This window comes from Actinosynnema pretiosum (assembly GCF_002354875.1).
Classification (GTDB): Bacteria; Actinomycetota; Actinomycetes; order Mycobacteriales; family Pseudonocardiaceae; genus Actinosynnema; species Actinosynnema auranticum.
In genome coordinates this window covers 2,770,666-2,782,794 of the sequence record NZ_CP023445.1, presented here as the reverse complement: position 1 = coordinate 2,782,794, position 12,129 = coordinate 2,770,666, and the positions used below count along the sequence as shown (strand labels likewise).

At 73.9% G+C, this 12,129-nt stretch carries 13 protein-coding genes; 3 read left to right on the top strand and 10 right to left on the bottom strand.

Features of this window, described 5'->3' with window-relative positions; all coding sequences use genetic code 11:
• The first annotated feature begins 328 nt into the window (after positions 1-328).
• Positions 329-1,096, top strand: a complete 768-nt coding sequence (locus CNX65_RS12570; protein WP_332553116.1) for a zf-HC2 domain-containing protein — start codon at positions 329-331, stop codon at positions 1,094-1,096.
• 42 nt (positions 1,097-1,138) lie between these two features.
• Here the strand turns inward: CNX65_RS12570 and CNX65_RS12565 are convergent, their stop codons facing one another.
• The 10 genes from CNX65_RS12565 to CNX65_RS12520 form a co-directional block, all read right to left on the bottom strand.
• The gene (locus CNX65_RS12565; RefSeq protein ID WP_096492946.1) at positions 1,139-1,402 is read right to left on the bottom strand and encodes a hypothetical protein; all 264 of its coding nucleotides are present in this window, start codon (positions 1,400-1,402) and stop codon (positions 1,139-1,141) included.
• Between the two features lie 507 nt (positions 1,403-1,909).
• On the bottom strand, positions 1,910-3,100 hold the full coding sequence (locus tag CNX65_RS12560; protein ID WP_096492945.1) for a helix-turn-helix domain-containing protein: 1,191 nt from the start codon (positions 3,098-3,100) through the stop codon (positions 1,910-1,912).
• A gap of 79 nt (positions 3,101-3,179) precedes the next feature.
• Positions 3,180-3,797 carry a cysteine hydrolase family protein gene (locus CNX65_RS12555; RefSeq protein ID WP_096492944.1) on the bottom strand — a complete coding sequence of 206 codons (618 nt, stop codon included), beginning with the start codon at positions 3,795-3,797 and terminating at the stop codon, positions 3,180-3,182.
• Positions 3,798-3,989: 192 nt separating this feature from the next.
• Positions 3,990-4,994, bottom strand: coding sequence for a TerC family protein (locus CNX65_RS12550; RefSeq protein ID WP_096492943.1), 1,005 nt, complete (start codon positions 4,992-4,994; stop codon positions 3,990-3,992).
• Positions 4,995-5,292: 298 nt separating this feature from the next.
• Positions 5,293-5,964 (bottom strand): lytic polysaccharide monooxygenase auxiliary activity family 9 protein, encoded by a 672-nt coding sequence (locus CNX65_RS12545; protein ID WP_015801304.1) that lies wholly within the window; start codon positions 5,962-5,964, stop codon positions 5,293-5,295.
• Between the two features lie 294 nt (positions 5,965-6,258).
• Entirely contained in the window at positions 6,259-6,657 is a 399-nt protein-coding gene (locus tag CNX65_RS12540; protein ID WP_015801303.1) for an ATP-binding protein, read from the bottom strand.
• A gap of 129 nt (positions 6,658-6,786) precedes the next feature.
• Entirely contained in the window at positions 6,787-7,854 is a 1,068-nt protein-coding gene (locus CNX65_RS12535) for a M20 family metallopeptidase (protein WP_096492942.1), read from the bottom strand.
• 7 nt (positions 7,855-7,861) lie between these two features.
• The gene (locus tag CNX65_RS12530) at positions 7,862-8,239 is read right to left on the bottom strand and encodes an STAS domain-containing protein (protein WP_096492941.1); all 378 of its coding nucleotides are present in this window, start codon (positions 8,237-8,239) and stop codon (positions 7,862-7,864) included.
• A 377-nt stretch (positions 8,240-8,616) separates the two neighbouring features.
• Positions 8,617-9,099 carry a hypothetical protein gene (locus CNX65_RS12525; RefSeq protein ID WP_157767610.1) on the bottom strand — a complete coding sequence of 161 codons (483 nt, stop codon included), beginning with the start codon at positions 9,097-9,099 and terminating at the stop codon, positions 8,617-8,619.
• A gap of 129 nt (positions 9,100-9,228) precedes the next feature.
• Positions 9,229-9,891, bottom strand: coding sequence for a DUF4232 domain-containing protein (locus tag CNX65_RS12520; RefSeq protein ID WP_096492939.1), 663 nt, complete (start codon positions 9,889-9,891; stop codon positions 9,229-9,231).
• A gap of 233 nt (positions 9,892-10,124) precedes the next feature.
• Here CNX65_RS12520 and CNX65_RS12515 point away from each other — a divergent pair, with 233 nt between their 5' ends.
• Positions 10,125-10,799, top strand: a complete 675-nt coding sequence (locus CNX65_RS12515; protein WP_096492938.1) for a GntR family transcriptional regulator — start codon at positions 10,125-10,127, stop codon at positions 10,797-10,799.
• Positions 10,799-11,992, top strand: a complete 1,194-nt coding sequence (locus tag CNX65_RS12510; RefSeq protein ID WP_177154391.1) for an MFS transporter — start codon at positions 10,799-10,801, stop codon at positions 11,990-11,992. Before CNX65_RS12515 ends, CNX65_RS12510 begins: the two co-directional genes overlap by 1 nt.
• The last annotated feature ends 137 nt before the right edge of the window (positions 11,993-12,129 follow it).

Below are 12,129 nucleotides of genomic sequence, written 5' to 3'. Positions count from 1 at the left end.
CATGTCCTCCATTGACGCCCGTGTTGTCGAGAGGCTAAATGCGCTGATCTTCCGCGGCCTGGGATGGCCACCATGGGGGGATTCGCGATTAGTGGGGTGCTGTTCTCCTGAACGGGTGAGGAAATTGGGGATTTATCGCTCGGTAGGGGGAAATCGTGGCGGGGGCGCGGTGGGCGGAGGGTGACGATCTCGCACGAAGGGGCCACACCTGCCGCCCGACGCCCGTGCGGGTGGGTCGCACGGGCGGGTGACGGGAGGGGGCGCGGGGTCACCACGTCGGGGGTTGGCGCGGCCGGGCGCGAGGGTGGGGGCGCGCCGGGTGGGTGGCGTGTGTTCTTGGCGGGGACGGGTGGGCAGGACGGCTCGGGGCGGGGACGATGTGGGGGTGGTGTGCGAAACCTGCCGTGAAGCCCTGTCGGCCCGGATGGACGGGGAAGTCGAGCACGTGGCCGCCGCCGAGGTGGACGCGCACCTGGCGGGGTGCGCGGAGTGCGCGCGGTGGCAGGCGCGGGCGCAGGCGCTGACCAGGGCGTTGCGGGTGCGGCCCGCCGAGGCGTCCCCGGACCTGGTCGGGTCGGTGCTCGCCGACGCGCCGCCGCGCCGGGTGGCGGTGTGGCAGCGGACCGGGTTGGCCGGGGTGGCGCTCGTGCAGCTGTGGCTCGGGCTCGCGCAGCTGCTCGGCGGCGGGGCGGACGGGCACGCGGGCTCGGGGCACCTGTTCACGGAGAGCGCGGCGTGGAACCTGGCGCTCGGCGTCGGGCTGCTCGTGGCGGCGCTGCGGGAGGCCAGGGTGGGGGCGCTGCTGCCCGCGCTGGGCGGGTTCGTGGCGGTGCTGGCGGCGTTCTCGGCCTACGACCTGGCCACCGGCGTGGCGACCCTCGAACGGGTCGCGACCCACCTGCCCGCGGTGGCCGGGCTGGTCCTGCTGCACCTGGTCGACCGCGCCCACCGCGACTCGGCCCCGCCCGGCGGGCGCGCGGGGGCGGAGGACGACGAGCGCGGCCGGTCGGACGACGAACCCGGCGAGCGCGGCGGCAGGCCGGACGGCGGGCGCGGCCCCCGCCCGCTGCGCCCCACGGCCCGGCACGTCGCCTGAGCGGCCCGCGCCCCGTGGGGCGCGGGCCGCGGGAGCGGCGGGTCAGACCGGCCGGTACGCGCGGGCCGCGCCTCCCCCGTGGTCGCGGCCGGGCGCGGCCACCAGGGGGGTGGCGTGCTCGGTGCGCAGCACGCCCGCGCCGAGCAGGCCGGACGGCGCCGCGCCGCGCGCCGCGCCGGTCAGGTCGGTCGGGACCGGGTGGGTGATCTGGGCGTGCGCGGGTGCGACGGGCAGGCTGGCGAGCAGGCCCGCCGCGAGGGTGGTGGCGGTGGCCCTGAGCAGCGCTCTGGTGAGGCTTGACAGCACGCGTCCTCCAAGGTGGTCCTGGCCGGGAAGCGCCCGGCGTCACCGAGGAAGTTAGGGACGTCGGGGGCGACGAGGTCCGCAAAACCGCGCGTGGGGGCGTCGCGCCACCCGTCGGCGCGGCCCCTCCACCCGGCCAGCCGGACCACCACCACGGCGGGTGACGGGCGACAGCGCGCCCGGCTCCGGGGTGTGCCCCGTCCGGGATCGGGTGACCGGGGTCGGATCTCCGGCGGCCCCCGGCGTCCCGGCGTCCCGCGCTCGTCCCACCCGAGCGGTGTTCTCGCAGGTGAGGGCACCGGGAACGTCCCAGCGTCCCAGCCTGCCGCCGGTCGGCGCCGCCTCCCGCGCCACCGTGCGAAGGTGACCCGGTCAGCGCAGGCGAAGATCGGGAGGACCCCCATGAGCAGCAGCGGAAGACCCGCCCCGGCCGACCGGACCTGGCAGGGCTCGGCGCAGCTCCACGCCGGGCGCTGAGGACGGGCGCTGAGGCACGGGCGCCCCCGGCGCCTACTGCAGCGCCGCCTGGCACGCCCGCCAGTCGCCGAAGTCGCCGCGCGCCGCGTACAGCCGGTGCGCGGCCTGGATGTTCCACTCCGGGTCGAACGCCACCAGCGGGGAGCCGCCCAGCTCGCGCAGCCGCCCGTCCGAGATCTGGAAGACCCCCCAGTTGCGGCTGCCGTTGGTGTTCGGCAGCACCCACAGCGGGTCGAGGAACGAGGTGCAGCGGGCGATCGCCACGGCCGCGTCGGGCTCCAGCGCGAACACCTCGCGCACCCGCCGCTCCACCCGCTCCGGCGTCCACGTGGACATGTCCACCCGCCCCGCGTAGAGCGCCTCCCTGGTCCCCGCGTCGACCACTCCCCTGGGCTCCAGCCCGGCGAGCACCTGGAACGCGGTGAGCCGCCGCAGCGTCTCCGGCCCGAACGAGCCGTCCACGGACATCCGCGCCCGCGCCCGCACGAGCAGCTGCTGCAGCTCGCGCACGCAGCTGTCGTGCTGGCCCATGACGACCGACTCGCACGCCGGGGAGAACAGCAGCCGGTCGTCCACCTCCGGGGTCCCGCCGCGCGGCCACAGCGCCGCCGACACCACCACCAGCGCCACGACGGCCAGCGCGAGAAGCCCGAGCACCCGGCGGGGCACGCGACGCCCCGGTGGGCGGCCCGTTCGCCCGGCGAGGCTGATGACCTCCGGGTAGCCCGGCGCCACCACGGCCTCGCCGGCCCCGCGCGGAACCCCGGCCGAGCGGGCGTCCCCCGTTTCCGGCGCTTTTCCCTCCGGACTCCGAGTTTCACCCCCGCTGATTTCCGATTCGGCGCCCGAGGCCCCCGCGCGCGTTTCCGGAACAGCGGGTTCCGGAATTCCGGCGAAAACCTCGGACGACTTCCCTTCGGAATCGCGAACCGCGGGAACGCCCTCCCCGCCGTCCGCGCCCTCGCCCCGGCTGCCCCTGGACAGGTCGGCCAGCGCCCACAGCCGGTGCAGCTCCCGCTGCTCCCCGCCGGTGGCGCCGCACGCCTTGGCGAAGCTGTGCACGATCCGGTAGTCGGCGGGCACGCTGGCCCCGGAGCAGTACCGGTGCAGACTGGACCCGCTGACCCCGGCCTGCTTGCCCAGCCGGTCGAACCCGCGCCCGCTCCGCTCCTTGAGCATTCTCAGGTAGGCGGCGAACCGGGCGTCCGGCTGCACGGGTGTCACGCGAGCCTCCTCGCCCCTGGGCTGATGACGGGGAGAAGCTAGCACCGCGCAAAGGGGCCTGAAACGGGATAACTCCCGCCTACCCCCAGGCGCCGACGACGTCGCGCGCCACCACCGGCAGGGAGAACATGGGGTAGTCGAAGCGGATCGCGTTCTCGTGCTCGGCGCGGGAGGTCGCGGCGACGCAGTCGGTGACCGTGTGCACCCGGTAGCCGCTCTCGTAGGCGGTGCGCATGGTGGACTCGACGCAGCAGTTCGTGAGGAACCCGCCGAGCACGACGTCGGTGACGCCCTTGCTGCGGAGCATGAAGTCCAGGTTGGTGCTGGCGAACGCGTCCAGCCCGCGCTTGCCCTCCACGACGATGTCGCCCGCGCGCGGCGCGAGGTCGTCGACGATCGCCGCGCCCCAGCTCCCCCGCACGAACGCCTTCCCGTCCACGACGCCCTTGAGGATGCCGTACGGGGTGGCGGTGATCTCGTGGTAGCCCTCGGCGAAGGCGATGGGCGTGTGCATCACCACCGCGCCCGCCGCGCGGGCCGCGTCGACCAGCTCGACGGTCTTCGGCAGCATCCCGGTGTCGGCCATGACGGGCGCGACGGCCTCGTGCAGCGCGCCCCCCTGGCTGGTGAAGTCGTTCTGGTACTCGATCAGCACCACGGCGGTCCTGGCCGGGTCGAGCGCGAGCTGGGAGGACATCGGCGGCACCCCTCACGTCGGCGGTCGCCCCGGAAGCCGGGGCCGTCGCATTCAACGGCCGGGCGGCGGTCCGGGGCAATGCGGCACGCGGGTGGTCCCGCCGAAGGCACCCGCCAGGACGCGGACAGGCCCCGCCCACCCCCGGAGGGGCGAGCGGGGCCTGTCCCCGGTGCGGCGCTCAGGCCGCCCCGGTCACTCCTCGTCCTTGCCCGACCCGGCCGTCGCCTTGAGCGAGCCCGGCGACGCCTTCGCGTCGGGGTCGTTGCGGGTCTTGATCAGGCTGGCCACGGTCACGACCACCAGGATGCCGATGATCACGCCGAGGCTGAGCGGGGTCGGGATCTCCGGGACGCTCGGGTCGATGTCCACGTGCGCCCAGTGCAGGATCAGCTTCACGCCGATGAAGCACAGGATGACCGCGAGGCCGGCGGACAGGTAGACCAGGCGGTCCAGCAGGCCCTTGACCAGGAAGAACAGCGCCCGCAGGCCGAGCAGCGCGAACGCGTTCGCGGCGAAGACGATGAACGCCTCGTCGGTCACGCCGAACACCGCCGGGATGGAGTCGAGCGCGAACAGCAGGTCGATGCTGCCGATCGCGAGCAGCACCACCAGCAGCGGCGTGGCCAGGCGCTTGCCGTCGACCTTGGTGGTGAGCTTGCCGCCCACGTACTCGTTGGTCATCGGCAGCATCCGGCGGACGGTCTTGACCGCGATGTTGTTCTCGACGTCCGGGTCCTCGTCGCGGTGCCGGAACAGCTGCACGCCCGTGTAGATGAGCAGCAGGCCGAACAGCAGGAACATGAACGAGAACAGCGACAGCAGCGTCGCGCCGAGCGCGATGAAGATGCCGCGCATGACCAGGGCGACCACGATGCCGAACGTGAGCACCTTGTGCTGGTGCTCCTCGGGGACCGCGAAGGTCGACATGATGATCACGAAGACGAAGAGGTTGTCGACCGACAGGCTCTTCTCCACGATGTAGCCCGCGAAGTACTGCGCCCCCGCGTCGCCGCCGTAGGCCCAGGCGAACCACGCGCCGAAGGCGATCGCGACCGCGATGTAGAACACCGACCAGGCCGTCGCCTCGGCGAACCGGACGCGGTGCGGTCGCGCGGCTGCCAGGATGAGGTCCACCGCGAGCAGGGCCACCACCAGCCCGATGGTGACCGCCCAAGTGAGCGCGCTGATCTCCAGCACCCAATGCCTCCGCTCAGTCCGAAGAAGAGAAACGCCGTTGAAACGGACATTATGCAGATATCACCCGGACGGTGCACCGAACTGGCTCATCCGGGAGGGGCTGGACGGCGGATCGGCTCCCAGCGGGTTGACCTGCCGTGACCGCGAGAAACCATGACATCGTTGACAAAGCGGCGCAGATCACGTCCCAGGCGCGCGGAGAAGTCCCCCGCCCAGGTGACGGGCGGGGGACTGACGTCACCTCGTGTTCAGCCGTTGTTCACCCGGCGAAGGCAATTCCCCCGCCGGGCGCCGGGGCTCACTGGAAGATCACGTCGTTGCAGAAGTAGTACGACTGGTCGGAGTGACTGGCCTGCCAGATCACGTAGACGATGTGCCGCCCGGTGCGCGAACCGGCGTTGACCGCCACCTGGTACGTCCCCGCGGGCGCGTACCTGCCCGTCGAGGCGACCTGCTCCAGGTCGGACCACCTCGGCGAGGTGGTGAGCGGGTTGAAGCCCTGCTTGGTGACGTAGACGCGCAGGTAGTCGGCCCCGTGCTTGGCCTGGTCGGTCACCGTGAGGGTGAACTGCCTGGGCTTGGTCGCGGCCGTCCACGCGCCGGGCACGTCCATCGCGGCGTACCGGCCGTTCTCGGTGCGGCCCGCGCTGCACAGCTGGCCGTCCGGGATGGCGGCCTGGTGGTTGCCCGCGACGCCCTCGCGGTAGAGGCCGTTCCAGTTCCACATGGCGTTGGTGTCGCGCTGCCAGGCCTGCCAGCACATGGGGTCGCGCTGGGCCATGGTCGGGTTCTGGAAGTCGCTGCCCCAGCGCTGCCAGCAGCCGTAGTTGCGCGAGGGCGGGTCGGTGGTGGAGCCGTGCGCGCCGGCCACGCCGGAGAGCAGGCTCACCATGAGCACCAGGGCCCCGGTGAGCGCGATCAGGGTTTTCCGGGCCAGTCGCGTCCCGGCAGGGGCGGGTATGAGCGCCACGCTGTCCTCCTCGTCGAGGATGCGAACACTGACTGGGAGCGCTCCCAAATCCGACTGTAGCCAGGTGGGCACCGGGTGTGAACCCCTGTGCGGCGCGCACCGGACCGAGCGGGTACCGGAACCTCCCCGGTCCGCGCCGGAACGTGCCGCCGAACGCAGCAGCCGGCGGGGTGTGGACCACCCGGCCGGCCGCCCACCTCACAGGTGACCTCGGGCACAGGGGCGCGGTCCGGGCGTGTCGCGCGCACGGCAGCGGCCCGGACCGCGTGGTCCGGGCCGCTGCTCCGAAGGGCGTCAGGCCGTGGCCAGCTCGGCCCAGACCGTCTTGTGGTCGTTGTACTGGTCCACTCCCCACTGCTCGGACAGCCGCGCCACGACGACGAGCCCGAAGCCGGACTTCGTGGTGGAGGTGCCGGGCGGGGAGAGCACGGGCAGCCGGTGCGGGCTCGCGTCGTCGACCTCGATGCGCACCCGGTCGCCGTGCCGCTCCAGGCGCACGGGACGCGGGGACCCGCCGTGCCGGTAGGCGTTGCTCACCAGTTCGTTGCCCACGAGCAGCACGTCGTCCAGGCGCTCGTCGCCGACGTCCGCGAGCGCGGTGGCCAGCCTGCGGCGCAGCGTGGCCAGCGGGAGGACCGAGCGCAGGGCGAGATCGACCTGGGCTTCCTCTGGGGGCGCTTCTGCAGCAGTCACGGTTTTCCGTCTCCTCTCTCGGACACCGGTGTGGTACCTCCGGACGCCGCAGCCGAAACCGCCCCCGAGTTGCCGTGACCGTGCCGTTGTGCTTCGAGGCCCCGAAACCACCCGCAACGGGGAGGACCTTCACCCCTGCGACCGCAGGAACGCCTCCAGCGCCCGCCGGTACGGCACGACCGTGGTCAGGTCGGCGTGCTCGTCGGGCCCGTGCTGCCCGTCGCCGCCGACGCCGAAGATCACCGCGTCCACGCCGCGGTGGTGGAAGAACCGGGCGTCCGCCGCCCCGTGCTTGCGCAGCGGCTCCCCCGCGTAGCCCTGGCCCAGCGCGGCCTCGCGCAGCGCCAGCACGCGCGGGTCGTCCGGTTCGACGCGGTGCGGCGGCTCGACGTGGTCGACGAGCACCTCGACGTCCGGGCACAGCAGCGGCAACCGGGACACCGCGTCCGCCTCGTGCGCCGGGAACCGCACGTCCAGCCAGGCCACCGCCTCGTCCGGGACCTGGTTGAGCGCGGTGCCGGGGGTGTCGACGCGGGCCACGTTCACCGTCGTGCGCCACCGCTCGGCCGTGGGAACCGGGTGCTCGGCGAGCACCGCCCGCACCGCGTCGAGCACCCGCAGCAGCGCGTTGTCCCCCAGCCACGGGTAGGCGCCGTGCGCGGACCGCCCGCGCGCCACCAGCCGCACGCCCGCGATGCCCTTGGACTCGGTGACCACGCGCAGCCCGCTGTGCTCGCCGATGATCACGAACCCGGCCCGCACGCCCTCGTCGAGCTGGTGCCGGGTGCCGTCGCGGCCCCCCACCTCCTCGTCGGTGACCAGTTGCAGCCCGAGCGGGTACGGCAGCGCGCGGGCGAGGTCGCGGAAGACCGAGGCGAGCACGAGCGCGGACAGCTTCATGTCCTGCGCGCCGCGCGCGTGCAGCCGGTCGCCGACCCGGCGGGGCCGGAACTGCTCGGGCGCGCCGGGGACCACGTCCAGGTGCGCGTTGAGCAGGACGCGGAAGTCGCGGGCGCCGGGAGCGGTGGACACGAGCGCGCTGGGCTTGCCGCCGGAGCTGAACCGCTCGACGTGGAAGCCGGGGCCGACGAAGTCCAGGACGAGCTCCAGGGCGCGGTGCAGCTCGTCGGGGCGGTCGGCGGTGGAGGGGATGGCGAGCAGGTCGAGCGCCGGGGGCAGCAGGTCGTCCAGCTCCACGGCCGGGCTACCTCCGCGCGGCGACGGAGGCCATCGCCTCGAACAGGGTCGGGAACACCGCGACCTTGGCCTCCAGGTCGGTCATCCGCAGCGCGCGCAGCACCACCCGCTGCTCGGTGGCCAGCGCCAGCGCCACGCCGGAGCGCTCGGAGGCCTTGATCGCGCCGATGATGGTGTCCACGCCCATGGAGCCGAAGAAGGTCACGCCGCGCAGGTCGAGCACGACGCCGGAGGACTTGCGGGCGATGGCCGCGCCGAACGCGCCCGCGATGAGGTCGTGGCCCGCCATGTCCACCTCGCCGTCGACCTTGACCACGACGACGCCGTCCACCGAATCGGTCTCGACGTCGACCGGCGGCACCCGGTCCTCTGCGCCTGCGGTCATGGCTGCTCCCGGCGTGCTGCGGCGGCGGTCTGGTTCTGGTCCTTACCCGTTTCCGGCGCGCGCGAATCCCCCGCTCCGCCGGGCGCGCCGGTTCCGCCGTCGGGCGGCGCGGGGGTGATCGGCGGGCGGGTCCGGGTCGTCGGCACCGCCACAGCCTCGGAGAACGCCCGCCGCCGGGTCAAGCGGGCGTGCCGGGGGAATGGCCGGTTTCACGGGAACGGGAGCCGCGGGGGACACCGGACGTGAACACGCGGGCAACAGCCCCGCAATTCCCCGTGCGCCGCCCCCGGTATTCGCGGTTGCCGGTTTTCCCGGTGCCGGAAAGGGGCGGGGGCCGGTCCCGCGCGGACCGGCCCCCTGCGCGCGTCCGCTCGGGATCAGGAGTGCTTGATGCGGGCCGACCACTCGGCGGCCCACTTGCCGTCGCCGAAGTCGAGCTTGGCGACGCACGTGTGGCTGTCGCCGTCGCAGGTCAGCTCGTACACGTCGACGGGGGCCTCGCGGGCGTCCTCGCCGTTGCCCTCGTGGGCCACCCAGGCGCCCCACTCGGCGGTCCAGTTCCCGTCGCCGAAGTCCAGGTTCGCGGTGCACGTCCAGGTGTCGCCGTCGCAGGTCACCTCGGTGGCGCCGACCGGGGAGCGCTGCTGCGCGAGGTCGTCGACGTGCATGACGCCCGCGCCCCAGGAGGCGGTCCAGCCGCCGTCGCCGAAGTCGAGCTTCGCGACGCACTCGTAGGTCTGGCCGTCGCAGGTGAGCCCGGTGACGTCGACCGGGTCGGCGGAGGCGGGGACGACGGCGGCGAGCAGGGACGCGGCGGCCAGCGAGGTGGCGGCGGCGACCCTCTTGGTGATGGTGTTCACGGTCAAGAACGTTCTCCGGTCATTCCAAGTGTGCCGGAATTGTCACCGCACCGTGGAATGACGCCATTAGATCCCGCGAACAGCGCACCGCCGCGCTCACCCGTGGTGAGCGCGGCGGTCAGGAACAGGTCACGCGTCGGTGTTGTCCGGTCCCGGCTTCACCGGGCCGACGCGCAGGAACGGGCCGTTGAGCGGCGGCGCGCACGCGTAGGTGTCGTCGGGCACGAAGGCCGCGGCGGTGTTGTCGGGCGGGTAGATCCGCAGCCCGCGCACCGGCACCTGCTGGCAGTCCGGGGTCTTCTGCGGCGCGCTGGACAGGAAGACGCCCGCCGAGGCGGTCTCGCCGGGGTTGAGGGTGACCAGCGGGCCGTTGACGTCGCGGGTGGCGGGCTCGCCGACCTGCTCGCCGCTGTCGCCGGTCACGTAGGACACGCCGGGCGCGCCCTGCAGGGTGCAGGCCGCCTGGCCGGTGTTGGTGAAGCGCAGGGGCAGGTGGGCGCCCTGCATGTCCGCGTTGCCCTGGCCGAACTCGATCCTCAGCTGGGCGGTCTGGCACTTGGCCGGTCCGCTCGCGGGCGGTGGGGTCGCGGCCTCGGAGGTCGTGCCCCCCTCGGTGGTGGGCGCCGGGGGCGGCTGGGTCGCGGCGGGCGCCCCGCTGGACGTGCCGCCGGAGGGGACGACCTCGATGTCCGGCACCTCGCCGCCCTCCTGGGCCGTGCCCCCCGAACCGCACCCCGCCGCGAAGGCCGCGACGAGGCAGGTCCCGGTCACCACGATCGCGCGCAACGACATCGTGCTCCTCCTCTGATCGCCGTTCCCTGGGTTCCGCCGGGTGGCGAGGTCCCAAACACGGCGATGCGCGACGTGGCGAGACCGTTGCGTTCCGGTGACCGCGGTCACAGTTCTCCCGCGCACTGGAACCAGCGGTCCGGAGCGGCCCGGCCAGGTTATAACCTGAAACTGAGTAAACCGCACAAAGCGCACGGCACTGCGTCGATGCCCACGCCGAGGTTATAAGGACCGCGATGACCAACCCCGACCCAGCACCGGTGACCAAGAGCGACCTCGCCTACGCGCAGGTGCGCGGGCGGGTCCTGTCGGGCGCGCTCGCGCCGGGCGCGGTGGTGAACCAGGCGGCGCTCGCGGTCGAGCTGGGCATCAGCACCACCCCGCTGCGCGAGGCGCTGAAGCGGCTGAGCGCCGAGGGCCTGGTGGAGCTGGGCGCGCACCGGGACGCGCGGGTCGCCCCGCTGAGCGGCGAGGAGGCGCGCGACCTGCTGGAGGTGCGCCGGGCGCTCGACCCGCTCGCGGCGGGGCTGGCGGCCGAGCGGCGGACCAGGGCCGACGTCGCCGAGATCCGGCGCGCGCACGACGGGTTGCGCCCGCTCGGCAGGGGCGCGTCCACCGACGACCTGGCCACGCACCGCCGGTTCCACGCCGCGGTCTACCGGGCCTCGCAGAACGAGGTGCTCGTCGCCTCGCTGGACGCGCTGTGGGACAAGTCCGACCGGTACCGGGCGCTCGCGCTGCGGGAGGGCCGGGACGCCGCCGAGCTGGCGCGCCGGGCGGCCGAGCACGCGGCGCTGGTCGACCTGGTGGTCGAGGGCGACGCGGTCGGGGCGAGCGAGCTGATGCGCGGGCACGTGGACACCAGCCTGGGCGCGCGGGCGGCGCTGCGGCTGCTGGGCGGTGGCCGCTGATGGGCCGCACCGCGCTGGTGGCGCTGTTCGCGCACTCGACGCTGACCCAGGTGGTCACGTTCATGCTGCGCCCGACCATGGCCTACCGGGCGCTGGAGCTCGACGTGCCGCCCGCGTGGCTGGGCCTGCTGTCCGCCGGGTTCGCGGTGGTGCCGCTGGCGATCGCGCTGCCGCTGGGGCACTGGGTGGACCGGGTGGGCGAGCGGTGGCTGCTGGTGTCGGGCGCGGCGCTGCTGGTGGCGGCGGGCGGGGCGTTCCTGCTGCTGGGCGACAGCGCGCCGGGGCTGCTGGTGGCGACGGCGGTGCTGGGCACCGGGCACCTGTGCGCGGTGATCGGGCAGCAGTCGCTGGTGGCGAACAGCTCGACGTCGGGGCGGTTCGACTCGGCGTTCGGCTACTACACGTTCGCGGCCTCGCTCGGCCAGCTGCTCGGGCCGCCGCTGATCCCGCTGCTGGGCGGGGCGCGGGCGATCCCGGACACGGCGGCGGTGTTCACCGGGGCGACCGCGCTGGCCGGGGTGCTGCTGGTCAGCTCGCTGTTCCTGCGCCGCACCGGGGTGCGCGCGCCGGAGAGGGGCGACGAGGGGCCGACCGGGCTCGGCGGGCTGCTGCGGCTGCCCGGACTGCTGCGGGCGCTGGTCACCAGCTGCGTGGTGCTGGCCGCGGTGGACATCTCGCTGGTCTACCTGCCCGCGCTGGGAACCGAGCGCGGGCTGGACGCGGGCGCGGTCGGGCTGCTGCTCGGGCTGCGGGCGGCGGCGTCGATGACCTCCCGGCTGTTCCTGGGCAGGCTGTCGGCGTGGTGGGGGCGCAAGCGGCTGCTGCTGGGCAGCGTGGCGCTGGCGGCGGTGGGGATGGGCGCGGTGGTCGCGCCGATGCCGCTGTGGGCGCTGGCGGTCGCGGTCGTGGTGGCCGGGCTGGGGCTGGGCGTGGGGCAGCCGGTGACGATGTCGTGGCTGGCCGAGTCGGCGCCGCCGGGGCTGCGCGGGCGGGCGATGTCGCTGCGGCTGACCGGCAACCGGGCCGGTCAGGTGGTGATCCCCGGCGCGGTGGGACTGCTGGCGGGCGGGCTGGGTGCGGCCGGGGTGCTGGGGCTGACGGCGGTGTGCCTGGCGGCGGTCGGGGTCTCGGCGCGCGGGCTCCGCGTGGACTCGCCGGTGGCGGTGACCCCGAAGTCACCACGAAACACTTGAGACTCCGACAAGACCAAACTTATTCCACCCAACAGGGGGTAAGCCGCCCTGCTTTTGTTCGCTCTTGGTTCGGTTGTTGAAAACTTTTGTTGTCTTCTGGTTACCGGCGTGCGTAGATCAGTGCTGGCTTGTGAGCG